The 22,474-nt window shown below is 67.6% G+C and carries 25 protein-coding genes; 3 read left to right on the top strand and 22 right to left on the bottom strand.

All coding sequences use genetic code 11. The features are described from left to right. The first annotated feature begins 366 nt into the window (after positions 1-366). Together L1892_RS19900 and L1892_RS19905 are read left to right on the top strand one after the other, a co-directional pair. Positions 367-885, top strand: coding sequence for a plasmid mobilization protein (locus L1892_RS19900; protein ID WP_235725381.1), 519 nt, complete (start codon positions 367-369; stop codon positions 883-885). Beyond that, on the top strand, positions 886-3,000 hold the full coding sequence (locus L1892_RS19905; protein WP_235725382.1) for a relaxase/mobilization nuclease domain-containing protein: 2,115 nt from the start codon (positions 886-888) through the stop codon (positions 2,998-3,000). Between the two features lie 102 nt (positions 3,001-3,102). Here L1892_RS19905 and L1892_RS19910 read toward each other — a convergent pair whose 3' ends face one another. Beyond that, the gene (locus tag L1892_RS19910) at positions 3,103-3,720 is read right to left on the bottom strand and encodes a hypothetical protein (RefSeq protein WP_235725383.1); all 618 of its coding nucleotides are present in this window, start codon (positions 3,718-3,720) and stop codon (positions 3,103-3,105) included. 348 nt (positions 3,721-4,068) lie between these two features. Here L1892_RS19910 and L1892_RS19915 point away from each other — a divergent pair, with 348 nt between their 5' ends. Beyond that, positions 4,069-5,082: a DUF2971 domain-containing protein gene (locus L1892_RS19915; protein ID WP_235725384.1), complete on the top strand. Its 1,014-nt coding sequence runs from the start codon at positions 4,069-4,071 to the stop codon at positions 5,080-5,082. On the opposite strand, the gene L1892_RS19920 is transcribed toward L1892_RS19915, so the two are convergent. From L1892_RS19920 to L1892_RS20020, 21 genes are all read right to left on the bottom strand, one after another. Further along, positions 5,051-5,485, bottom strand: coding sequence for a hypothetical protein (locus tag L1892_RS19920; RefSeq protein ID WP_235725385.1), 435 nt, complete (start codon positions 5,483-5,485; stop codon positions 5,051-5,053). The two genes, L1892_RS19915 and L1892_RS19920, sit on opposite strands and share 32 nt — an antisense overlap. A 74-nt stretch (positions 5,486-5,559) precedes the next feature. After that, entirely contained in the window at positions 5,560-6,501 is a 942-nt protein-coding gene (locus L1892_RS19925) for a hypothetical protein (RefSeq protein WP_235725386.1), read from the bottom strand. A gap of 15 nt (positions 6,502-6,516) precedes the next feature. After that, positions 6,517-6,981: a DUF4913 domain-containing protein gene (locus L1892_RS19930; RefSeq protein ID WP_235725387.1), complete on the bottom strand. Its 465-nt coding sequence runs from the start codon at positions 6,979-6,981 to the stop codon at positions 6,517-6,519. 66 nt (positions 6,982-7,047) lie between these two features. Further along, positions 7,048-7,197, bottom strand: coding sequence for a hypothetical protein (locus tag L1892_RS19935; RefSeq protein ID WP_235725388.1), 150 nt, complete (start codon positions 7,195-7,197; stop codon positions 7,048-7,050). Then, entirely contained in the window at positions 7,194-7,667 is a 474-nt protein-coding gene (locus L1892_RS19940) for a hypothetical protein (RefSeq protein ID WP_235725389.1), read from the bottom strand. Before L1892_RS19940 ends, L1892_RS19935 begins: the two co-directional genes overlap by 4 nt. Continuing rightward, positions 7,664-9,478: a type IV secretory system conjugative DNA transfer family protein gene (locus L1892_RS19945; RefSeq protein WP_235725390.1), complete on the bottom strand. Its 1,815-nt coding sequence runs from the start codon at positions 9,476-9,478 to the stop codon at positions 7,664-7,666. Before L1892_RS19945 ends, L1892_RS19940 begins: the two co-directional genes overlap by 4 nt. Continuing rightward, positions 9,478-10,164 (bottom strand): hypothetical protein, encoded by a 687-nt coding sequence (locus tag L1892_RS19950; RefSeq protein ID WP_235725391.1) that lies wholly within the window; start codon positions 10,162-10,164, stop codon positions 9,478-9,480. Before L1892_RS19950 ends, L1892_RS19945 begins: the two co-directional genes overlap by 1 nt. Before the next feature lie 35 nt (positions 10,165-10,199). Next, complete coding sequence (locus L1892_RS19955; protein WP_235725392.1) at positions 10,200-10,826, bottom strand: hypothetical protein; 627 nt, start codon at positions 10,824-10,826, stop codon at positions 10,200-10,202. Positions 10,827-10,849: 23 nt separating this feature from the next. Further along, on the bottom strand, positions 10,850-12,040 hold the full coding sequence (locus L1892_RS19960; RefSeq protein ID WP_235725393.1) for a C40 family peptidase: 1,191 nt from the start codon (positions 12,038-12,040) through the stop codon (positions 10,850-10,852). A gap of 3 nt (positions 12,041-12,043) precedes the next feature. Next, a complete protein-coding gene (locus tag L1892_RS19965) occupies positions 12,044-12,343 on the bottom strand; it encodes a transposase (protein ID WP_235725394.1) in 300 nt (99 codons plus the stop codon). Continuing rightward, complete coding sequence (locus L1892_RS19970) at positions 12,340-14,106, bottom strand: putative type IV secretion/conjugal transfer ATPase (protein ID WP_235725395.1); 1,767 nt, start codon at positions 14,104-14,106, stop codon at positions 12,340-12,342. The genes L1892_RS19965 and L1892_RS19970 overlap by 4 nt, the downstream gene beginning before the upstream one ends. Then, positions 14,103-15,599, bottom strand: coding sequence for an SCO6880 family protein (locus L1892_RS19975; protein WP_235725396.1), 1,497 nt, complete (start codon positions 15,597-15,599; stop codon positions 14,103-14,105). The genes L1892_RS19970 and L1892_RS19975 overlap by 4 nt, the downstream gene beginning before the upstream one ends. Continuing rightward, complete coding sequence (locus tag L1892_RS19980; RefSeq protein ID WP_235725397.1) at positions 15,596-17,077, bottom strand: hypothetical protein; 1,482 nt, start codon at positions 17,075-17,077, stop codon at positions 15,596-15,598. The genes L1892_RS19975 and L1892_RS19980 overlap by 4 nt, the downstream gene beginning before the upstream one ends. Continuing rightward, entirely contained in the window at positions 17,065-17,913 is an 849-nt protein-coding gene (locus L1892_RS19985; RefSeq protein ID WP_235725398.1) for a DUF8175 domain-containg protein, read from the bottom strand. Before L1892_RS19985 ends, L1892_RS19980 begins: the two co-directional genes overlap by 13 nt. Then, positions 17,913-18,524, bottom strand: a complete 612-nt coding sequence (locus tag L1892_RS19990) for a DUF8175 domain-containg protein (protein ID WP_494516555.1) — start codon at positions 18,522-18,524, stop codon at positions 17,913-17,915. Before L1892_RS19990 ends, L1892_RS19985 begins: the two co-directional genes overlap by 1 nt. Continuing rightward, positions 18,521-18,748: a hypothetical protein gene (locus tag L1892_RS19995; protein WP_235725400.1), complete on the bottom strand. Its 228-nt coding sequence runs from the start codon at positions 18,746-18,748 to the stop codon at positions 18,521-18,523. The genes L1892_RS19990 and L1892_RS19995 overlap by 4 nt, the downstream gene beginning before the upstream one ends. A 77-nt stretch (positions 18,749-18,825) precedes the next feature. After that, positions 18,826-19,110 carry a hypothetical protein gene (locus tag L1892_RS20000; protein WP_235725401.1) on the bottom strand — a complete coding sequence of 95 codons (285 nt, stop codon included), beginning with the start codon at positions 19,108-19,110 and terminating at the stop codon, positions 18,826-18,828. Positions 19,111-19,181: 71 nt separating this feature from the next. Continuing rightward, positions 19,182-19,769: a DUF6668 family protein gene (locus L1892_RS20005; protein WP_235725402.1), complete on the bottom strand. Its 588-nt coding sequence runs from the start codon at positions 19,767-19,769 to the stop codon at positions 19,182-19,184. After that, positions 19,769-20,683, bottom strand: coding sequence for a DUF8176 domain-containing protein (locus tag L1892_RS20010; protein WP_235725403.1), 915 nt, complete (start codon positions 20,681-20,683; stop codon positions 19,769-19,771). The genes L1892_RS20005 and L1892_RS20010 overlap by 1 nt, the downstream gene beginning before the upstream one ends. Continuing rightward, positions 20,680-21,240: a DUF8176 domain-containing protein gene (locus L1892_RS20015; RefSeq protein ID WP_235725404.1), complete on the bottom strand. Its 561-nt coding sequence runs from the start codon at positions 21,238-21,240 to the stop codon at positions 20,680-20,682. The genes L1892_RS20010 and L1892_RS20015 overlap by 4 nt, the downstream gene beginning before the upstream one ends. Before the next feature lie 10 nt (positions 21,241-21,250). Continuing rightward, positions 21,251-22,456, bottom strand: a complete 1,206-nt coding sequence (locus tag L1892_RS20020) for a hypothetical protein (RefSeq protein WP_235725405.1) — start codon at positions 22,454-22,456, stop codon at positions 21,251-21,253. Between the last annotated feature and the right edge of the window lie 18 nt (positions 22,457-22,474).

Genomic DNA, 22,474 nt, shown 5'->3' on the forward strand with positions numbered 1-22,474 from the left:
GCGCGGTCGCGAGCCGAGCAGCACACCGCACCACCTGCCTGCTCGTGTCCCCAGCCGACGTTTCGCCACCACCCGCCCACCGTCAGCCGCCCGCCACAGCGGACGACATGGGCCACGCCTGCGCGTGGACTCGCCGACCCCGCGCGCAGGCGCGCTCACCCCTAAACGCACCCGCCTCGCGGGAGCAAGCTATCGTTTAGGTGCCCTAAACCCTTGCTCACCGTCCCTTCCGTCGGTACGGTGAGACGCACAGACCCTGGTTTGTGCGGGGGTGATCCCCACGGTGTGGGGTCGCTGCGCTGGGCTAGACCGGCGAGGGCCGGACCACGATTCAACAGACCACGATTCAACAGACGGGAGCGCGTGATGGCCGAGTCGGACAACTCGCATCGCGCGTTCGGGCGTCGCCGGCGACGCAATCATCCCGGTGGTCGTGATGCGCGCATCGTGGTGCGGGTCAACCCGGTGGAGGATCAGGAGCTGCGTAACCGTGCTGATGATGCCGGTATGAGCGTGCAGCGGTTGATGGTGACCCGCGCGCTGTCGGCGAACGGTGGTGGGCCGGTGAACCATGCGGAGAAGGTTGCGGCGTGGCAGGAGGCCACCGAGATCCGCAATCTGTTGTCGGGGATCGCGGTGAACATGAACCAGATCGCGCGGCACGCCAACACTGAGGGTGAGATCCCGGCGGACTTCGCTGTGGCGGTGTTGGCGACGCGACGTGCGTCGGAGCGGGTGCGTGATGCGTTCGGTGAGGTGTGGGCGGTGTCGTTTCCGGGCACCAAACGCGACGAGCTGCCCTACGGCGCCGCCGACACCGACACCGCTACCGGGGCTGCGCAGACGGTGTCGCGTGCGGATGTCGATGAGTGGGATGGCGTGTAGATGCCGATGATGCCGGCGATCTCGTCGGGTGCGCGGATGAACGGTCTGGTGATGTATCTGGCCGGTCCGGGCAAGGCCAACGAGCACACCAACCCGCATGTGGTGGCGGCCTCGACGCGGGAGGTGTTCACCGCCGGCGGTGGTGGTGCGGCGATGACGCGCGAGTCGGCGATGGCGTTGGGACAGAGTCTCGATGAGGCGCGGGTGGTGTTCGGTACCGAGGTCACCCGTCGTGACACCGCGGCGCTCAAGGCCGCTCAGGAACGGGGCGCGACTGGGCATGCGGCGATCGCGGAAGCCACGCGTGATGAGAATGTGTGGCACTGCTCGTTGTCGCTGCCGCCAGATAGCGCCGCGCTCGATGAGGCGACGTGGTCGGCGATCGCGCACGACTTCATGACCGGGATGGGGTTCGATGATCCCGACGCGGCGGCCGCGCGGTGGGTGGCGATCCATCACGGCACCACCAAGAACGGCGGCGACCACATCCATATCGCCGCCTCGCGGGTACGCGATGACGGCACGGTGGTCGCGAAGTGGCGGCCACATCCCACGCGCGGCGGCAACGAGGGCGACTACGCCCGCGCCCAGCGCGTGGCCCGCGACCTGGAGAACACCTACGGACTCGAAGTGCTATCGAGCTACACCAAGAACATGGCCGCACGCGGTCGTGCGCACGCACAGGACGCCGCAACCAAGCCGCAGCGCGCCCCGGATGGCAGCGTGCGGGACCCACGGATCGCCGAAGCGCCCTCGGTGACGTTGGCGCGTCGCGTGCGGGCGATCGCGGCCGCCGCGGAAAGCGAAGCCGAGTTCGTGCGGCTGGCCCGCGCTGATGGACTCGTGATGCGCTCGGCGCGCTACGACAAGGCCGATGTCGAGGCTGTCACCGGGTTCAGTGTCGGGTTGCCGGCCGCGGAGTACGCCAACCAACACGGCCGACCGATCATGCACGGCGGTAAGAAACTCGGCGAGGACCTGTCGCTGCCGCGGTTGCGGGAACGCTGGATCGACGACGACAAAGCGCGCGCGGATGCGCGGGCGGCGTGGGACCACGTCGACGTCGGCTCCCCCTTCGGCGGCGCCTCCCGACCGGCACCAACCCGACCCGCCACCGCGCCCGGCCGCGACACCAGTGGCCCAGCCAGCGACAGCACCCGCGATGCCAGTGCCAGTGCGCGCAGCGATCACAGCAGCGGCACCGACATGGATGCAGTGCAGGCACGGTTGCGGTCGATCTGCGCGAAGCTGGCCCGTGCGTCGGCGACCGAAGCAGACTACGCCCGCGCACTGCGCGACCACCCCGACATCCTGGCCCGCCCACGATTCGCGAAAGGCTCGGCCACCGATGTCGTCGGCTACGTGGTGGCGTTGCACCCCACGATCGCCGCCGACAACACCGGCACACCAATCTGGCGCAACGCCAGCTACCTCGGTGACGGTCTCGCACTGAGCGAGCTACGCGCCCGCGCCGGATGGCCCACCGACGACAACCACCGCCGTCTCGCATCGGCGGCCTGGACACGCACCCGCCGCGACACCGGCAAACACCGCACCACCGGCACAGACGATCCCCGAGTGCACACTGCTCATCAGCACGCCCGCCGCTGGGAACGCACCGTCACCTCGGTCACCGACACGACCTCGCCCGGGTGGCACACTGCCGCCGGCGACACCGCGGCCGCGCTCAGCGCAGCCTCACGCGGCCTGAACCCGCGCGACGCCGCCAGCGTCAACCAACTCGCCGACGCACTCAGTGGTGTAGCCGGCCATCGCCGACCCACACAGTCGGCCGGGACCGGTTCACGCACCGCCGCGCAACGCGTCGCCGCCACCATGCTCGCCGCCAGCCGCGACGACACCACTCTGCTGTGGCTGGCCACGATGAAACAGGTGCTGGCCGCCAGCAAAGCCATCAGCGCCGCCATGGACGCCCAAGGACACCACCGTCAGGCCGAACACATCCGCGGCGCCATCAACACCACTGCACACCACTTCGCCGACCATCACTACATATCCGCACCACCGCACAGCGCCACCGTCAAACAAGCTCAACCCGCAGCACAACCAGCAACTGAGCGCACCATCGGTACCGCTGACAGCTACGAGCGGTAGTCTGTCCTTTCGCTGATTCGGCCAAACTACGTAGGAACCTACCCCGTGCTCGCAGGGGCGCTCTGTAGTCGGGGCGGGAATGGAGTGGCTGAAACCACATAGTCAGATGGCGTCGACACGAAACTGCGCTACGACGTACATCGAGTTCTCAAAACCTCCGCTGAACAGACCACTTTCGAGGTCCGGACTTCCCAAGGCGACACCAGATGCGAACATCTGATTTGCCTCGCCAAACCCCGGTGTGCCGTCCGGATGTGCCAGCGTGAGAAAGCGGACGCTCTGTGACACTGCAGTGATCTTGATGGGGTTGGCGCTGCGCGCCACCACGCTGTCGTAGACAGTCGAGGGGTAGGCGTTCGAAGCGGTGATGTGTGCAAACACTTTGATAGCGCGACCTGAGCACGTTGGAATGTCGATCCCCACGAACGTATCCTCGGCCACGTTCTGTGGTAGATCGCGGGCGGAGTTGTGAACGAGTAACCTCAGCCAGTACGCGTTGCCGGGAACGACTTCGATCGAGTCGTGCCAATTTCCTTGCTCCTGATTAGAAGCGTCCTTGGCAAGTAAGAAGTTGCGCTCGTCGCCGTATGATCCGCTGTCCCGGTCGGCATTGAAGCCTGGGTACGCCGAGTACTCTGTTGAACCAACAGTCGGTCGATCGGGACCCCAGCCGGCCTCGAGACCGCTTTTATCGTCCGAACAGCGTGCGCTGGTGACCATCTCCTCGGTGGTGCGAGCGGAGCTTCGTTCGTTCCCGTCGCTACGGAGTCCCAGAAAGAGTGACGCGGACACAGCCAGCACGACGGCGGACAGTGGTACCGCGACCCTGCTGAGCCACCAGTGCCATTGGCGCTCAGCGAAAACCTCTCTTCTGCTGGGTCCTCGATGATGCTTCACACGCGTATTCTCGCAGGGGCCGAGCACTCTACAGCCGCGAGAATCCGAATTGGATGATTCATCAGAGGTTTCGTTGCCGTAAATTGACCTTCGAGGGATGCGGTGGTGGCCTTGAGAGCGTGTGGATCACCCGGCGAGACCCCAGACTCAGACTCTCTTCATAATGGGTTGATGGTGTTTGGTAACCCCACGGCGGAGAGCAGCTTTCCCGTATCGCAGCTGTTTGCCGGCGAGAATTGCGGCGAAGAAATTGATGAGCTGCCTGACCTGCTTTATCACTACACTGACGCCACAGCGATGATGGGTATCGTGGCGCCCGGAGCGTGGCCGGTCGACTATCCAGAGTCGGCGAAGGTCTACCAGCACGCTGCCAAGCTTTGGGCGTCGGATTCCCGATATATGAATGACCAGCTGGAGCTGCGATTCGGCGCCGATATCTTCTGCCGCCACCTCCGTGAGGCGGCGAAAACACCAGAGGTTGACGACAACCTGGGTAATGCGTTTTCCGCCGTCGCGGAGGCGTTTGAGACCCAGCCAGTGTATGACTGGGGCTTTCGGTGCTTCGCGGCTTCGTTCAGTGCGGAACGCGATCTGTTGTCGCAGTGGCGTGGGTACGGTGGTGGCACAGGTGGGTTCGCTATTGGTTTCACGTGGGACGCCCTTGCAGGTCACACCTATGCGTTCCATCCCCAGTCAACCGCTATGGGAACGACCCCATTCCGGACCGAACTCCGCAAAGTGGGGTATGGCGAAGCGGAGGCTGAGAGGCGGGCGGAAGGCTTTGTGTCTTCTACTGTCGACCGCTGGAATTCTACGGGAGCTCAGACAGTGATTCGTCGAGGCGACAGGCCACACGAACTCTTCTTGGCGGGCGAGCTTTTTCGGGAGGTTGCGACGATCAAGCATGAGGCTTTCGCTGAGGAACAAGAATGGCGGTTGTGGGCAATCAGCGAAGCGAGATATCCGGTCAACGTGCGTCCGGGACGGTCAGGACTGGTGCCCTATCTCGAGGTTGGCGTCAACCTTCGGATGGGCGGACAGTGTGTGCATCCCACGATCGGGGAGATAGTTGTTGGTCCCCACCCCGACAAGTCTGGGCAAGTAGCTGCCACCCGCGAGTTTCTAAAGTCGCAGCAGCATGACCCACAGCTGGTCACGGCGTCAAATGTTCCGTTCCGCGGCTAGAGTCTGACTCCCGCAGCGCCGGGGTGTGCTGTTGCGATGTCTTCGCATTGGAGGTCGATGCCAGACCAGTGGGTGAGCTGCTTCGCGGTGGGCGTCTGGACGTGCCGGTCCGTGTGCGCGAGTTACGTGGCTGGGTGGTCATGGGTGTGAAGGTCAGGCGGTCGAGCGCGGCGGCAGGGGCATCGTTCTTTTTGGCTTGCTTGACCAGGTCGGCGAGTTCGATGAGTCGGCGGCGGTCCTCGGCGAGGAAGTCCTCACGGGTGGCGGCGATCTCGGCCGCCAACCGTGCGGCCGGTTCGAGTGCTTCGCGGCGGCGTCGTTGACGCTGTGCGAGGGCTTCGGCTTCGGCGGCGTCGGAGGCTTCGATTTCGGCGAGCAGATCGGTCGGGTCGTTCGATGTCATGTGGGTGTTCCTTTCCGTCCCTGTCGGGGTCGATGTGGGTTCGAGTCAGGGAGATGGTGTCTCGGGTGGGCGGTTCACATTCCGCGGCCGCGTTCGCGGTCGGCGCCCATCGTGGCGCCGGTGCGGGCGCGTGGTTGGCTGCGCGCACTGCTGGCGGTGGCGGCGCGCGGGTTGGTGGGGTGATCACGTGCTGCTCGTGCCGCGGCCTGCCCGGCCGGGGTTGTACTTGCCTGAGCGACTCGCTCGGAGCGGGTGGGCTCGGCGGTGGTGTAGCCCGCGGCCTGTGGGGTTGAGGCGTCGAGTGAGTCGGCGAGCTCCAGGTGTGCGGTGCTGTTGCGGTCGGCTATGGCGGCGCGATCGTCGGCGGCTTGCGCACCGCTGAGCAGGGCGGCGACCTGTGCGCCCTTCCGGTCGGTGGCGTCGCGGCCGTCGCTGGTCATGGTGGGGGGTTGGGCGGGTGCCCAGTACTCGGCCCGCGACTGGACGTAGCGTTCGGCGGCCTGCTGCGGTGTCATGCGCATCAGCTCGTCGGGGTCCAGGCCGTATTCGGCGAGCAGGTCGGTGAGGTTGTCGCGTACCCCGGCGGCGACTGCACTGTCGTCGGCGTAGCGGCCGGCCACGGCGAGCAACCCCATCACTTCGTCCCCCTTGGCGCGTTCGGCCCACGCCCGGTCGTGGTCACGGTGCCCGAGCCGTGCGGGGTCGATGCGGTAGTCGGTGCGGATCTTGTCGACGAGGTCTTCCGGGCTGGCCTCCCGCCAGAAGTTCGCGTCGTGGCGGCCGAGGGCGAGCTCGCCGCGTGCGCGTTGCTGCACTGCGTGTGCGGAGGCCGCGATCTGTTCAGCGGTCTCCCCGGTCGGCATCGCGTGGTGGCCGAGTTGGTTGCGGCGGGCGGCGCGTCTGGCGGCGAGCTGCGCCCAGGACTGGATCACTGAGGAACCGTGGGCGATCGCCACGGCGAGTGCGCGTTCCATGTTCTGTTCGAGTTCGCGGGATTCTTGTTCGTGTTCAGACATCGGTGGGTCTCCCTATCAGCTGACGAGGTCGGGTGGGTGAATGCTCATCGCCGAGAGCAACTGCTGCTCGTAGACGTTGTCGGTGGGAAGCTCGGTCGCCGTGCGGTCGCTGTGGCCCTGGTCGGCCGAACACGCTTCGAACGCTCCGTCGGGGGCCATCAGCATCTTCATGTGGTAGTCGGCGTGATCGCGCCACCACGTACTCATCCCGGTCGCGGGGTCCAGGCGGAGCGCTTCGTAGGCCCGCCACAGCGCTTCGAGCCGCGAGACCGCTTCGGGATGTTCGAACCAGCGCGGGCACCACCGTCGGTCTTGTTTGTGGATGACCTTGCGGGCGTAGATCCGCACCAGGTGGGTGTCGACGAACTCATACACCGACTCAAACTCGGGCGCCGGCCCCTGCTCCTGTTCGGTGTCCTCGGAGCCGCTGTCGGCATCGACGTCGTCGAACTCCTCGTCGGCGAACAAGTCACTACTCATCGCTGTGTCCCTCCTTCGTGGGGTCGGTGACGTTCGGGGTGTCTCTTCGCTCGCTCGGCTCGCCTGTTAGTGCAGGGCCCATGCCCACACCGCCGTCGCGGCGATCAGCACGACGAACGTGACCACCGTCGCCTTCACCGACAGTCCGAGTGGATTGATTCCTCTGCGGGCACACCACATCTCGACTCGGCCTGTGCCGCCCGGCGGGGCGCTCACCGCTCCTCACCCCCGGTCGAAGGCCGCACGGTGCTGCCTGGGACTGTCTGGGCTGGGGGCGGGTCGTTTCCGTAGCTGGGGCCACGGCGATGCACTGCCACACCGGCGGCCACGACGACGCCGCCACCGGCCAGGGTCAGAGTCAGGCGCACCAACACCGGCGGAAACTCGACCAGCCACACCGTGACCAGCCACCCCGCGACCAGAGCCAGGGTTGTCGTCGCGGCTGTGATTCGGCCGCCCACGGTGCGGTCGTGGAGCCACTGCCAGACGGTCGTCACCGTCACGCCGGTCAAGAGGATGAGCACAGCGGTCAGCGTCGGCCACCGCCAGCCCAGGACGGCCCCGATCAGGCCCGTACCAATACCGGCCAGCGCCAGGCCGCTCGACCACGATCTCCAGGGTGTGGCCGAGGTGTCGCCGCCACGACTGCTCGTGTCGCCCGTGTGGTGGTGCGGCGTGGCGGTCATGCTGCGTCTCCTGCAGGGGCGCGGCCCTCGGCCACTGCGGGTTCCTTAGCGTCGGGGCTGTATTCGGCCAGTGACTGCGTGATGAGGGCGGCGTAGGGCTTGTCCCACCACGGCACTGTTTGCAGGATCGTCGGCGGGTTGCCGGCGGAGAACAACAGCAGCCGACCTCGTGGCCACGATGCGAGGTCGCGGGCGGTGAAGATGTTTTCCAACGTGGTGTGGATCGACACCGATCGGCTACCACCGCCGCCGCCGCGGCCGGTGGAGTCGGAGATGTTGCGGGCTTGGCGGTAGTACTGGCCGGCGAGTTTGGCGAGGCTTTCCAGGTAGGCCGATTCGCGGACGTTGCCGCCGTAGATGTAGATGTTCGACGACGATTCGAGCAGCTTCATCGGGCGGTCGCCGAACACCCCGATCCCCTGGGACCACGACTGCAAGATCGTCAGGATGACGATGCCGCGCGACCCGAAGTGCGAGTACAGCTTCGGCAGATCAGGCCAGCGCACAACGTTGGCGGCCTCATCGAGTGCGCACAGCATCGGCACCGGCAACCGCCCGCCGGGTGAGTCGGTCGCGATGGCTTCGGCGGTCTTGGTGGCTGCCATGGTCAGGGCCGCCACGAGCGGGCCGACTGACCCGACACCTTCGCGTGAGAGGCAGTAGAGCGTTTCGCCGCGCTGCACGTAGCCGGCGAGGTCGAGCTCGGGCCGGTCATCGTCGGGGCCGGTGGGCGCCACCCACGGCCGCACGTTCCGGCCGCGGAGGCATTTGGCCATCTTGATTGCGGTACCCCAGATGCCGTCGGCCTGTTTGGCGGCATAGTTCAGCCGCGCGTTGAGCGCCTGGGCGATCAGCGGGTAGTCGTGCTCGTCGAGCACCGCAACTGCCTCGTGGCCGCGGTCACGCACCACGAGCCGCTCGTAGACGGTGGTGATCGGTTCACCCGCCAGCGCGGAGGCGAGGATGAGATTGGCCAGCAGGTCTTCGCCTTCGGGGTCGAAGTAGGGGTCTTTTTTGGCGTCCTGGCCGTCCTCGCCGGCACCGAACAGCTGGGCGAGTTCCTCGGCGCGGGTCTCGTCGGTGACATAGCTCAGCGGATTCCAGAACCACCACGGTTGTTCGTTGGCAACGGCTTGCGGGTCGAACACCCACACCTGGCGGGTCGGGTTGCCGTGTTCGTCGCGGAACTCTCGCACCAGCCGGGTGTGGTCGAGGTTGCCGCGCTTGTTTTCGGTAGCCAGTACCGCACCGGGTGCTTCGCAGATCGCGGGAATGATCCGCGAGGTCGACTTACCCTGTCGCGGCCCCCAGATGTCGAGGTGCATGTCTTCCCATGACCCGTAGACCGGTGTGCCGGCCAGCGTTGTGCCCAGCGGCACACCGATCATGGTGGTGAACGTGGCCGGTGCGGTCGCGTCGGTCACCCCGAGCGAGGCCGCTTTGGCGGTCACGGCTTTGCTCATCACCGAGGCGATGTCTTTGCCGTTGCCCAGATGCTGCTGCGCGGTGTCCACGCGGCTGCGCCGAGACCGGCGCCTGGACCACACCCACACCCCGATACCGGCCACGATGGCCAGTGCGGTGCCCATCAGTGCCAGCCACACCGTCGCCGCGGTCGACCACCGCACCTTCCCGGTGGCCAGCTCGATCGCGGTCGCGAACGGATTTCCCGACACGGCCTGACCACCTGCCAGCCGCAGCGCCGCCCAGGTCGCGGTGCAGGCGAGAGCGAACACACCGATGCCGGCGAGGATCAGCCATTCCGGTCCGCCGCGGGCCGGTTCGGCGGCCTTGCCGGGTGTTGCGGCCATCAGGCGACCTCGCTGCCCTGATCGGCGGCGAGCAGATCGGTCAGCGACACCTCACGCCAGCCGCGGAACCCCGGCAGCCGGCACACTTCCAGGGCGGGATTGTCGGCGGCGTCGTCGACGACGTCGATGGTCACGAACACGTCGTGACGCAGGCAGTCGCGCTGCACCGATTCGAGGGTGACGCGGTGATTGGACACCACCAGCCGCAACCCGATCAGCTCATGCTGTGCGAGCTCGCGGGCCTGGCCGGCAAGGTAGACCGCTTTACGGGCGGCGGCGACGTCGGCGGCGTCCTGGTCATCGGCGGCGACCTTGTCGTTGTCGTGGAAATCGCCGTACCACGGGTCTTCCCCGTCGGCCGAGCACACCGCGAACGACGCCACCTCGCCGTCACCGGCGGCATACAGCACGATCTGCGGGGCGTTGCGGGCTTGCTGGTCCATCTGTTCCCATCGGGCATCGAAAGTGCGTTGGCGCACCGCGTCGTAGTCGATGTGAAGCTGTTTACGCAGCTCGGCCTTGAATTTGGCGAACAGTGATCCGGTGTCGATGCCGTTGGCTTTGGCCCACCCGAGAAGTTCGGTGTGGCTGGTCATCGCCGACAACTCTGAGGCGTTGTCGCGCACAGCATCTCGGGCGGTATCCCAGTCCTGCGCGTCGTTTCCGGTCTTCTTTGTGCGGCTCATCGCTGTTCCTCTCGTGCGGTGGGATGTTGGGTCTGTTACTGCTGGGTGGTGATGGTGTCGAGTTGCCAACCGGTGGGCCCGCCAGCGCGGGCCACGACCCACACGGTCATCGGGGCGAGCTGCTCACCGGTCGGGGTCACCGTCTGGGTCACTGTCGCTACCCGGGCGGCGGTGGCGGCGGTGTCGGGGGGATGCTCATCGGAGAGCACCCGCGCTGATGCCTCGACCGTGGCGCGGATGGCTTTCCACTGCGCCCACTGGGACCCGGTGATCGGGGCGAGCATCGACCACGATCCCGCGGCGGCGGCCCGGTAGCTGGGGGTGAGCAGGTCGGCGGCTCGGTCGGCGGCCGCGGCGGCCGGATCGGGGTCGGTGCCGCGGTAGCTGAAGACCTCCTCGAGCGCGGCGACGATCACCTGATCGGCCGTGCACAGCTGCCCGGTCGGGCACGGCCGCGGCTGGTCGGTGGGTCCCGGCTGCATCCCTGGTGGAAGACTTGACGCGGCCGGCGGTGTCGTCGAGGTGGGTGGTGAGGTGCTGGTGTCGTCGCTCGCCGAGCACGATGCCAGGGCCACCACTGCGCCGCCGGCCAGGAGTGCTGCCGCGATTCGCCGGCGTGTCATCATCGCCGGGGGTGTGCGCAGAGGTTGAGATGTGTTCACGCAGGCTTCCTTTTCGTCGAGGCTTACTGGTTGGTCGGTGCCGGTCGAGTGGTGTCGATGCCGACGCCGAAGCGGCGGACGTACATGCCTTCGCCGCTCCATCCCGACAGCGGTTGGACCGCAACGGTCTGCCCGGATTGGGGGGCGTTGAGCAGCATGTCTCGGCCGTTGCGTTTGCCGTAGTAGATGCCGACGTGATGTGAGCCTTCGGCCGAGGCACCGAAGTAGATGAGGTCGCCGGGCTGTTTCTGGTCGAGCGCAATGACTTGCCCGCGTGGGTCGCTGGCTTGGTTGCCGGTGTAGTGGCCGAGCTCGATGGTGCCGCCGGAGGCCTGATACACCGCGTACAGAGTGAGTCCGGAGCAGTCGAACCCGACCTTGTTGTAGTCGCCAAAGCTGTCAGCGACCCCGCCGTCGTGGATGCCTTTGGTGGGGCCGTCCTTGTTGCCGCCACCCCAGGCATACGGGGTGCCGATCCAGCGCATCGCTGCGGCGATCACCCGCTGACCGAAGCTGCCATCGAGCGGGCCGGTGTCGCCGCCGGGAGTCTCACACGACTCGGTACCGCCCTCGCCGGCGGCCGACGACGCTCCAATAGCCAGATCGCCCAGCCGGGGTGTGACTGCGGCGATGACGTTTTCGGCCAGCGTTCGTTTGGTGGCATAGGCGTCAGGGACGCCGGAGCGTTCGACGGCCTGGGCCAGGGCGGCGGGGTCCATCGTGTCGTGGCCGCCGATGGAGTCGGCGGTGTCGTAGAACCAGTTGATCTGCCATACCGGGTCCATCAGTTTGGTGAGGTCGCCGCCGGCGTGCATCGACACCCGGATCTGGTGGGGTCCCACCGAGTCGTGGTCAGATCCTGCGCCGTCGTTGGGGTAGCTCGCCGATGCGGGCACGTTGGTGTTGGACAGGTTGCGGTAGGTCGACTCGGTGGCCATGGCCATCGACTGCGACAAGATCACCGACTCGGTCTCGCCGCGTTGCTTGCCGATCGCGACACCGTTGGCCGCGAGCGTGAGTTGTTTCTCGTTGAGACCGGCCAGGGTGGCACCGCCCGCGTCGGTGACGCCCATCCCGTACTGGTTGGTGGTGGTCGGTGCGCAGTCGGTGACACCGGATCCGGACAGTACTGCCACCAGGGTGATGGTGGCGAGGATGACCGCGGCGAGCGCTGTGGCGATCGCCTTGCCGGCCGCACCGGACGCTTCGTTCATCGGCTAGGACCCGCCCGAGGTTTCAGTGCGGCGGCGCAGCCGAGTCGTGAGCTGTGCGTTGAGTTCGGTGAGCACCGCGAGTTTGGTGTGCAGTTCGGCCAGCGCCATCCGGTCCTCGCCGGACAGTGTCAGTTCGGGATGGGCAGCGCGCCACCAGTTGCGCACGGTGTGCGCGTGCACACCGATGTTGTCGGCGACCGTGCCGAATGCCTGGCTGCGGCTGATACCACCGTCGATCAACTGATCGGCGGCACCGACAGCGAGCTCTTTGACCGCGTCGTCGGCGACCTCCCCTTTCTTCATCGCTGCTCCTGGCCGCTGCGTAGTGAGAATCGCTGGTTGGTGTCGTGAACACCGGAGGACGCTTCGGCCGGGGTGAAGTTGAGCCGGAACGGGATACCGGGGCGGTCGTCTTCACCGACCTTGAGCATGAAACACCCGGTCCCCGGAGGGGATTGGCGTTGTCCGGCGGTGATCTTCTTGATGGTCGCCGCCGTGGGCGGCGGTGTCGTCGACCACGAGGTGATCAGGCGTTTCTCGGTGTTGGTGAACGACATGACCCCGCCGAGCCGTTCGAGCTCGTCGGGACCGACCGGGCCGATGATCTTGGCGCGTGCCCGCTCGATGAACCCCAACGCCTTGTTCACATCGGCCTGAGACTCAAACGAGGCGAGGTCTTTGATGGTGTGGGTGATCAGGATCAGCGCGGTACCGATCTGCCGGTTGAGTCGGGTCAGCGCGTTGACCTTGTCGACCATGCCCGGTTCGGCGAGCACCTGCCACAACTCGTCCATCACCACCAGAAACTGGCGGGGTGCTGACAGCCCGGCATCGGCCAGGGTGTGCGCGGCCTCGACCGCACCGAACCCATCCGACCAGCACGTCAACAGGATCGCGGCTTTCAGCTTGGATTGGCCGTCGGGGATTTTGGACACGTCGATACACACCGCGGGCGCATCGACGTCGATCGCTGTGGTGGTCTGGTGGTTGAACACCTCACCGAGCGGGCCGTCCACGATGGATTTGAGCGCTTGGCGCAGCCGGCGGGTGATGTCGCGGAACTGTTCACGGTCATCGGCACCGGCCGCGGCCCACAGATCCGGTGGGGACTCGTCGAGAGCGCTGTACATGTCGTGCAACAGCGGCGGATGGTGGTGAGTGAACCCTCCCCCACCCTGCCCGGTGGGCCGGTACAGGTGGATCAGGATCGCCGAGATGAGGGTTTCTTCGAAGTCGGCGACCACACTGCCGCGGCCGAGTTGGATCAACGCGGTCACCGCCTGTACCTGGCGCGAGTGCACCTGATCGCGCACATAGCGGGCCAGGTCCTCGCGGCCGGCGTCGATCAAGGTCGGGATGATCGAGCCGAGCGCGCCCACAGCGAGGGGGTTGATCTTCGCCGCACCCGGCCCGGCGTCGATGACTTGGCCGGCCACGGCCTGGGTGAGGCCGACGTAGTCGGGTTTCACATCGCCCATGAACAGCACGGTGTGGCCTTGGGCCATCGTGCCGGTCGCGATGCGCCGCACCAGCGACGACTTTCCGAACCCGTTGAGCGCCAGGACAAACAAGATCGGCGCGGTGATCATGCCGGCATTCATCCACGCCAGCGGATCGAACCCGACGTCCTCGCCGGTGAACAGGTGCGCCCCGACGGGGGTGCCCAGCATCGGGGCGGCGGCACCGATGCAATACGGGGAGAGCCCGGCGGTCTGGGTGGTTGTCGCCCGCCATTCCGGTAGCCGCGCGATCGAGGCCATACGCCCGCCACCGGCGCCGACGAACCCGCGCGGGGTGCGTCCGGGCATGGGTTTGTCCCAGCCCTCGGACTCGATGAGCCGGTCGATCGCGATCTGGCGGCGACGCTGCTCACGCCGCATCTCGCGGTGCGCCCTCTTCCCGGACCGGCCCGGTAGTGCCATCTGCTCACGCAGCTGCGTCATGCCCGTGACCGACCGCAACCGCACCCCGGCGACCCGCACGAATGTTTCGGCGGCCGCGTCGTCGACGGTGAGATCGCTCAACTCGGGGGTGGCGCGATGGCGCGCACCGATCGGCGCGCTCATCCGCCGAGCTTTCCGCTGATGGAGGCGTATTCGGGCAGGATGGTGCCCATGCCGAGGGACCCGGCGAACGCTGCGGCCTGATAGCCCCAGCAGCGGCGCAACCCGATCCGAGCGGAGTCGCCCATCGCCTCGATCTCCGAGCGCATGGTGGGCAGGTCAGAACCGGCCGGTACGGTCGCGGTGACCAGCATCCCGAACCGGGTCAGTCCTGCGCCGCGGGCCTGCTCGGAGCGGGCGGCGTTGGTGTTTTGCACCCGCAACGACGCCGACGCCGACACCACACCCTTCTTGGATTGTTCGGCGGCCAACGCCTCACGGAAGTCGTTGTCGACGAGCTTGACCGCGTCCGCGGCCGAATGCACTCGGTAGATCAATGCCACGCGTTTGCGGGGCAGGTCCGCGCGCGGTGCCAGCAGCGGCAGCAGTGTGTCCGAGGGCACCTGACCGGCCGGTGGGGTGCCCATCTCCCACGACACTGAGGTGAACCCGTTGTGCCGGTAGCAATCCCATTCCTCGGTGGCGGTGATCGGTCCGGCTCCGGTCCACCGCAACTCCTCGCCGTCGGCGGTGCCCGAGATCCGTTCGAGGTCGGCGGTCAGTTCCGGGTTGTAGGCGCGGGTCGGATACAGCGTCAACTCGCCCGGTGACAGCGCCGAAGCCGCGATACCGGCCTGCGCGGCGGCCACGATCAGCGTCGACAGGCGACGTCCGATCTCGGCTGCCTGATCGGCGACCTCACGCGAGGATGCCTCGCGCAGCGGTGCGAACGTCAACGTCAGACGCACATCCGAACGCACCCGCGCCGATCCGCGCGTCAGCACAGTTTCGGCCATCACTTCCCGCGTGAACGCCGGTGCGTTCGGGTCGGTGATGCGACGTACCTCCGCACCGATGCGCGCACCCGCATCGGGTACCGACTCCACCACGACCTCGGCGCCGACCGCGCCGCGCGCCGAGCCCAGTCGGGCCAGGAAATCGCCTTGGGCGGCGACCCATTCGTTGATCTGCCACTGATCGACGCGTTCCTGCCCTTGGGGCTGCACCGCGAGACTGACGGTGAAGTGGTTTTTCGCCGGGTAGTGGATGAGCCCGAAGCGCTGGCCATCGCGCAGCTCGTAGCCGTACATGTGTGAGCCGGCAGCAATGCCCGGTAGCCGGGCGGTGCCGGGCACCTGCCCGAACACCCCACCTCGGTACACCGTCTGCTTACGCAGCCGCGCCCAGTTGAATTGCACTCGTAACACCGTCATCTCCCATCCGGTGCGGCCGTCGCGGGAGTAGACCAAAGGGGCCATCCCGACCACGGAGACCGCGATCAATACACCCGTCATCACCAGTGACTGGGTGAACACGAAACAGACAATGATTCCGATGAGCAGGAGGCCGGCGAGTACTGTGACGCCCCAGGTCATCCCGAACAGGCCCGTGGAGCGGGGACGCTCCCACCGGCCATACAGCAACAACGCATTGCGGTCAGGTGTGGTGGTACTCATCGCAACCCTCCATCTGCGGACATGCCGTCATCGGCACCGTCGAAGAAGTTCTCTGCCGCCTGCGACATGACCCCACTGGTGCCCATCGCGTCACTGGCGGCCGAGAACCGGTTGCTCGCGCCACCCGATGAGCTGGCTTCGGGCATTGCCGCGGTGGACGGGACTGTGGAGGTCGCCGCCATCGACCCGCCACCGGAGCGGGCACCACCCCAGGAGCCCGAACCTCCCCCGGCAGCCGGGCCACCGCCACCACTCATGGCCGCCGACGACATCCGCGCTACGCCACCGCCTCCAGCCGAACCGCCGCCCGCCGCGGCACCGGCAGGCCCGGAACCGCCGCTGACCCCTGCGGCGCCGGTCGCGCCTGCAGCGCCGGCGGTCGAGGCCGCGCCGCCGGCCCCGGCACCACCGGCGGCCAGGGTGCCGCCGGCGGCGACCACACCAGCGGCCATCATTCCGGCCTGCATCCCCGATCCGCCCGACATCGACAGCCCGGCCGAGACGAGTTTCATCATCATCGGCAGCATCAACGCCGACAGGAACAGCAGGATGAACCCGTAGAACACCTCCTCGGCCGACGGGTCGTCGGAGTCGCCGGCCAGGGTGAAGGCGACCACGAAACACCCGGAGGCGACCAGCTTCCACAGCAGCAGCGCCAGCACCCACCGCACGGTGCGCGAGTAGGCCGCTTTGCCCAGTTCGGTGCCCGAGGCCGCTCCGATGATCGGGATGTAGGCGGTGACGAGGATCAACATCGCCTGGCGCACCACCAACACCACGGCCTGAAAGACCGCCCCGAGAGCGCCGAGAATCCCGACGATCAGCAAGAACCCGGTCGCCATCCCGGAGCTGCCGGTGAGGACTTCCACGTTGACGATCCGAGCGATGACCTTCGCGGCGTCACCGTCGGTCACCGACCCCAGCCACGCCACCGACAGCGCGTCGACCGCCACCGACAAGGCGGTGAGGAACCCACCGAACACCCACGCCCCGATCACCGCCCGCGACAACGCGTGGAACTGCTCTTCACCGGCGGCATACACGGCGTGGCGTTTGGCCAGCATCAGCCGCACCCCGCCCACCACGATCGACAGGGCCATGAAAATCAGCTGCAACCGCAAGGTGAGGTCTTTGACCTTCTGGATGGCGCTGTACTGCGCTGCTTCCGGTGTCGGTACCCGCACAAACCACGTCAGCACCAGCGTCATCGCCGACCCGGTGCCCTGCAGGATCGACTTCACAATCCCTTTGAAGCCGCTGCTGGCTGCGTCGTCGATGGCGTCGCTGGCCGCATCTGCCGCCGCCGACCCCACCCCGCACACACCGGGAAGGACGAGGTTGCCTGCCGCGCATGCCACATCGCCGACAGGATCGGCGGCCGCGGGCGATGCCGGCGCGATCGCGCTCACACCGACCGCGATCAGTACTGCCACCAGGGCAGCGACGATCAGCCGTCGCAGCCGGGTCAGTCGACCCACGGCGTCATTCCTGCGATCGAGTCCCGGTATTCGGGGCGGCCGGGGCTCTCGGTGGTGATAATGAGCTTCCAGGTGCCCTCGTCCCAGGTGAGGTTCAGTGTCGACACCGCGTACGCCCCCGACGGGTGGTCGTCGGTGTACACCGGGCCCGCAGCGACGCGCACCGTGGCGAACGACGGTGAAAACCGTGTCACTGTGACGCCCTGCATCGTGCCGCCGGCTAACTCCGGATTGTCCAGAGCGACTTGGCGCACCGGACGCGATGAGCTGACTTCGTTTCGGATCACCTGTGGGTCACCCGAGACGAGTGTGTTCTCGACGGTCATCGACGGCTCGTCGGGTGCCCCCAGTAACAGGGCCAGGATCGAGATGCCGGCCAGGGCCGCACCCTGCGGTGTGCGCGACCACCCCTGGGGAATGCCATCGGTGATGGTGGAGGGTCCGTCGCTGGTCGAGAACGGCACGACCGGCAGATCGTAGAGTTTCTCCCAGATCAGGCCGGCCGGGGCGTCGTTGCGATCGGTGGGGGTGCGCGCGTTTTGGGGAAGCAGCTCGCCGGCTGGGTTGGCGGGCAGCTGCACCGGATGGCCTAGTTTGTCCACCGTTGTGCCGGTGAACCCCGACCCGCCGTCTGGCGTGCTCGCCGACGCAGGCGCGCTGGCTGTGGGTGCGGTGACCGGCGGGCCATCCGATGTGCTGGAGTCGCCCCGGTTGAGGACGAGGACCACCGCGGTGGCCACGACAACCACCACGACCACGACCGCAGCGATGATCCACCCGCGCCGCGGCATCGGCGCGGGGTCGCTGGTCGGGAACACAGACTTGTTGTCACTCATCAGCACTGGCCTTTCAGCGTGATCATCGACGCCGGCAGCGTGTCGATCGCGGTCACTGGAGCGGTCTGTGCGGAGGGGTCGGGCAGCTGGAGTTGCCAGTCGCCGCCCGCGCTCCACACCACGCTCGCGGCGTTGGCGGTCAGCGAGTTGTCGCGTTGGCGGGTCACGATCGACACGTCCGCGCGTTGCGGGGTGTAGCGGGTCATCTCATATCCACAGATGCGTGGCGCATCGGCGGCGGGCGCGGTGATCGAGAGCCGGACCCGATTGACCGCCCAGGCGTCACGGGCCGCGCCGGGTGCGATGAGGTGATCGGCGACCGTGCCCCACTGGTCATCGGCGGCCACGCTCATCCGGACCGTGGCGTTGATCGCGGCCAGCGCCGCACCGGGACCGTTATGGTCGAACCCGTGCGGCGCCGCGATCGGGATGGTGGTGTGCGGGCCTTGATCGGCGATCGGGATGGACATGCCCTGAAATGCTTTCCACGACAGGCCCGTCGGCGGTGCAGTCGGCGCGACGCCGGTGATCGAGTCGCCCGGATCGGTCGGCGGTCCGTCGCTACCGCATCCGGCGAGTACTACCGCCGCGGCCAGCGCCGCTGCGGTCAGGACAGCAACGCCCCGGCGATCGCGCCCGAGGACGCGACGAGAACGACGCCGATCAGCTGGCCGACGAGGTTGTCGATCCCGACGTCGCCGCGTTCCTGGCGCTTGGCCTGCCAGAACAGTGCGCCGATCCAGATCAGGCGTCCCACCGCGAGTAGGCACGCCATCCACGCCACCCACCCCAATACCTGCTCGAGACGGGCATAGGCCAATTCTTCGGCTTGCATGGGCAATTCCGTTCTCTGTCATAGCTGTTCAACTTTCCAGACGACTCGGGCTGAGATGTACGGGTGGGCCGTCCCGGTCAGACGATGGCTCCGACCAGCCCCCCGGCCATCGCCATTACCACGCAACCCGCACACGTCCAGGCGACGCTGGTCGCTGCGTCGTTGCTGGCGGTGCCCTGTTTCCGCTCATAGCCGAATTTGGCGCCGTTGTAGATGAGCGCGACCACGGCGGCGACCATGCCGATCCAGCCGCCCCAGGACACGATGTTGAGCAGCTTGTCCGAGCCGGGGGGTGCGGTCGGGTTGACGGTGATGGGGTCGGCGGCGAGGTAGATCAGGGTTGTCAGGTGGTGCGGTGTCATGAGCGTCTTCCCTTTTGTTGGTGAGGTCCTGACCTCGCGGGTGCGTGGTCAGCGGTCGCAGGCGGTATCGGCTAGTGGCGGTAGCGGGTGGTGACGGTGGCGACGATGTCGGCGCCGGTGGTGCAGACCGTCAGGGGCGGACCGGCCGCGAGGTTGCTGTGCTTTTTGTCCGGCAGCGGCGAGGTGGGCAGCCACGGCGCGATCGCATCGCGGCGTGCCAGCATGAGTTCCTCGATCCACGGCACCCACCAGCAGTGATCGACCAGCTCGCCGATCGTCGCCGCGTAGCGGTTGACCTCTTTCGGGATGCGGCCGGGTCTCGGTGGGGTCCAGACGATCCCGAACACATCGAGCCCGTCGGGGCCTGCGTCGCCGCGCAGCCGCGCCGCGGCGTCATCGATACCGGCCATCGACAGCCGCGCCACGAGCACACACCACTGGGTGGTCTCTGGATTGGCCGGCCAGCGGGTATCGGAGTCGGCGGCCGGCCCCCACATCCGGGCCAGGGTGGTGGTGCCCACTCCCCCGCTGGCGCCGACGAGTGCGAATAGTGGCGGCAGATCGTGGCCCGAGGTCAACGGGTCACACCGCCACTCCCGCGGCCAGGCCACCACGTCGGGGGGCATCGGTGCGGCGACGGTGTTGTCGTGATCGGTCATCACGGCTGGGTCCCTTCCTCGGCGACGATGGCGTCCACGACCCAGGTGGTGGGCGTGGGCGCGGAGACGTAGAACGTGTCGGTCGACATCGGTTGCGGGTCACCGTCATCACCGACCCGGCCGGTCACCGTGACCCGCAGACGGGCCGGAGATTCGGTGGCGGTGATCTGGGCGCACCACTGCACCTGTGCGGCGGGCAGTCCGGCAATCCAGGTGCGCAGCTCGCCGAGGGTGGGAGCCGGAGCCGAGGTCGCCATCACCGCACGGGCGGCCGCCGGTGAGCGCTGATCGAGCAGCGCGGACACAAACGCCGCGACCGCTGACTGTGGGGAATCGGCCGCACCCCCAGTGTCGACGGTGGTGACATCACCGTCGACACCGACCGGACACCACGCACTGACCGGTGTCCGACCAGCCGACGGGGTGGGCTCGGTCGGCCACACCGCGGCGGCCACGACACCTACCACCGTGGCTGTGACCGCCACGACGCCGGCAACGATCGCCGCGCGGCGCATCGTGCGGCGCCGAACGCTGCGGCGGCGGCCGTCCGCGAGTAGCGCAGTGAGAGCATCCGACTCAGGCTCGGTGGGGGCATCGGCCCCGGTCCATGCCTGGCTCAGATCCCCGTTCGGCAGTGCGGTGGTAGCCGGAAACTGTTCGGGCACTGCGTCGGTGAGAACATCGTGAGATGCAGCATCCTCGACAGGTGCACTCGATGGTGCCGGGGTGTGCGCGGTCGGGGCGGGAATGGCGGCATGATGCGGGTTCCACAGGTCGAGAGCTTCGGCACCGGCACCGCTGTTGATGTGTAGCTTCTGTGCTGATGTGTCAGTGACCGATGTGTCAGTGGCCTCGGTCCGATCAGCGGCGTCGCTGTGATCGGGGGTGATCCACGCCCATCGGTTGTCGGTCACTGGTCGACCTCCCCGGTGAGTCGGATCTGGCCTGCTGCCCCGGTGGTGGTGGCGCGCACCTTGTACTGCGCGGGCGGGGCGGCCGGTGGCTGATAGTCGAGGGTGGCCAGCACTGTTGTGGCATCGGTCTGCCGCATCCGCAGGCAGTAGGTCGTACCGGCCGGGAACCCGTCGAATGCTGCCTCGATCAGTGCGGGGCTGCCCATGGATTGTCCGGGCGCCACTGCCGCGGCTACCTGGGAGGGATCGCGGGTGGTGATGACCGCGTGGTGGTAGGCGGCGACCGCGTCGATCGGTGTGTCGTGTCCCCCGGCATCGCGGGTGACTGTTTCGCCTGGCTCTGCCGATGACCGATCGCAGGTGATCGGGCTGATAGCGGGCAGCGCCGGCAATGTCGGCGACTGATCGGCAGCGAACTCATCGATCGAGACAGACGAGGTCTGTGAGCAGCCCGCGGCGATAGTCGCCGCTGCCACGAGAGCCGTGCACACCACCAGCGCCCGGTGTGTCGCCGGGCGGCGGCGGTGCGCGGGGATGGTGGTGTGCACGTAGGTCATTGCGGTGGTGTCACTTCCGGGGCGCAGCGAACTGCGGGTAATCGATTTTCAGACCACCAATGGCCTTCTCCGCCTGGTCGGAGAGGTCTTTGACACCGCTTGCGACGGTGTCGCGGGCGGTCTGGGCCAGCGCGCCAGCGGCCTGATACGGGCTGTCGGCCTGCTCGTGGCTGATGTGGATCGGAGCAGTGACACCGCCGAGCTGGGCGGTGGCGTCGACATCGCCGCTCTTGTTGACGACGTAGTCGACCGTGCCGTTGCCCGGCAGCCCGGTGGCGTCGAGGTGCAGTTCGTACTGATTGGCCTCAGGGTGCGGGGGTGCCGGCTTCGATTTGCTGGGGTCCTCGTTGGTCGGGCCGATCGGCGCGTTCGGGTCGCCGCCGGGATCGCCTGCGCCCACGGCATATCCGATGGCGCCGCCCAGTGCTCCGCCGCCGAGTGCACCCAGTGCCGCACCGGCAGCAGCCCCGCCGACCACGCCTACACCGGTTCCCACGCCGAATCCGATCAGTGCTCCTGGTCCGGCTAGAGCTGTGGCGCCGGCCGCGCTTCCCGGTCCCGGAGCGACCACGGTCCCGCCTACCCCACCGAGGATGGCGCCGGTGATCGCGCCCACCGCGCTGCCCACACCGGCACCGACTACGCCGCCGGCGACCGCAGTTGGGATGCCCAGGGCGATCGCCCCGGCCGTGCCACCGACAAGGATGCCGACCGTCGTGGAGGCGGCGGTACGGGCGGCCTGGTCTTTGGGGTAGCCGATCGATTCGTAGTAGGTCGCGACCCGAGCCTCGATCGTGGCTGCCTGCCCATTCAGGTTGCGGGCGTCGGCATCAGAGATGACGCCCTGCGGAAAACGCAGGTTACCCAGCTTGATCACGCCCGGGCGCGGCAAGACTGGATTGACCGGCTTCACTTGGCGCGGCGCGCTCAACTGGGGTGGGATCGGGTTGTACGGCCCGGAGTACACCGGCGGGGTGTAGCCCGAGGTGCCCTCATACACGGGCGGCGCGTCGTAGGTCGGGGCCGGAATGATACTCGGACCCGACTGCGGTGCGACCGGAGCCGGAGCCGGAGCCGGGGCTGGGGTGGCTGGTGCCGTGCCGGGAGCCGTGTCGGTCGACGGTGGTGCCGAGCCAGGCGGGGCCGCCACGGCCTGCCCTGCGACGCCCGCGGCAATCGTGGCCGCAGCGATCGCGGCCACCGCCGCGGTCGTCACTCGGTGGTGGGTATGAGC

Origin of the sequence: Gordonia tangerina, assembly GCF_021556435.1 — a bacterium.
Lineage (GTDB): Bacteria > Actinomycetota > Actinomycetes > Mycobacteriales > Mycobacteriaceae > Gordonia > Gordonia tangerina.

Coding starts and splice junctions, on each gene's coding strand:
- L1892_RS20005 (WP_235725402.1), bottom strand. CDS start 19,769: ATGACCGATCACGACAACACCGTCGCCGCACCGATGCCCCCCGACGTG.
- L1892_RS19975 (WP_235725396.1), bottom strand. CDS start 15,599: ATGAGTACCACCACACCTGACCGCAATGCGTTGTTGCTGTATGGCCGG.
- L1892_RS19915 (WP_235725384.1), top strand. CDS start 4,069: ATGGTGTTTGGTAACCCCACGGCGGAGAGCAGCTTTCCCGTATCGCAG.
- L1892_RS19900 (WP_235725381.1), top strand. CDS start 367: ATGGCCGAGTCGGACAACTCGCATCGCGCGTTCGGGCGTCGCCGGCGA.
- L1892_RS20015 (WP_235725404.1), bottom strand. CDS start 21,240: ATGACCTACGTGCACACCACCATCCCCGCGCACCGCCGCCGCCCGGCG.
- L1892_RS19930 (WP_235725387.1), bottom strand. CDS start 6,981: ATGAGTAGTGACTTGTTCGCCGACGAGGAGTTCGACGACGTCGATGCC.
- L1892_RS19925 (WP_235725386.1), bottom strand. CDS start 6,501: ATGTCTGAACACGAACAAGAATCCCGCGAACTCGAACAGAACATGGAA.
- L1892_RS19965 (WP_235725394.1), bottom strand. CDS start 12,343: ATGAAGAAAGGGGAGGTCGCCGACGACGCGGTCAAAGAGCTCGCTGTC.
- L1892_RS19945 (WP_235725390.1), bottom strand. CDS start 9,478: ATGGCCGCAACACCCGGCAAGGCCGCCGAACCGGCCCGCGGCGGACCG.
- L1892_RS19950 (WP_235725391.1), bottom strand. CDS start 10,164: ATGAGCCGCACAAAGAAGACCGGAAACGACGCGCAGGACTGGGATACC.
- L1892_RS20000 (WP_235725401.1), bottom strand. CDS start 19,110: ATGACACCGCACCACCTGACAACCCTGATCTACCTCGCCGCCGACCCC.
- L1892_RS19905 (WP_235725382.1), top strand. CDS start 886: ATGCCGATGATGCCGGCGATCTCGTCGGGTGCGCGGATGAACGGTCTG.
- L1892_RS19920 (WP_235725385.1), bottom strand. CDS start 5,485: ATGACATCGAACGACCCGACCGATCTGCTCGCCGAAATCGAAGCCTCC.
- L1892_RS19910 (WP_235725383.1), bottom strand. CDS start 3,720: ATGGTCACCAGCGCACGCTGTTCGGACGATAAAAGCGGTCTCGAGGCC.
- L1892_RS19995 (WP_235725400.1), bottom strand. CDS start 18,748: ATGCAAGCCGAAGAATTGGCCTATGCCCGTCTCGAGCAGGTATTGGGG.
- L1892_RS19960 (WP_235725393.1), bottom strand. CDS start 12,040: ATGAACGAAGCGTCCGGTGCGGCCGGCAAGGCGATCGCCACAGCGCTC.
- L1892_RS19985 (WP_235725398.1), bottom strand. CDS start 17,913: ATGAGTGACAACAAGTCTGTGTTCCCGACCAGCGACCCCGCGCCGATG.
- L1892_RS19970 (WP_235725395.1), bottom strand. CDS start 14,106: ATGAGCGCGCCGATCGGTGCGCGCCATCGCGCCACCCCCGAGTTGAGC.
- L1892_RS19940 (WP_235725389.1), bottom strand. CDS start 7,667: ATGACCGCCACGCCGCACCACCACACGGGCGACACGAGCAGTCGTGGC.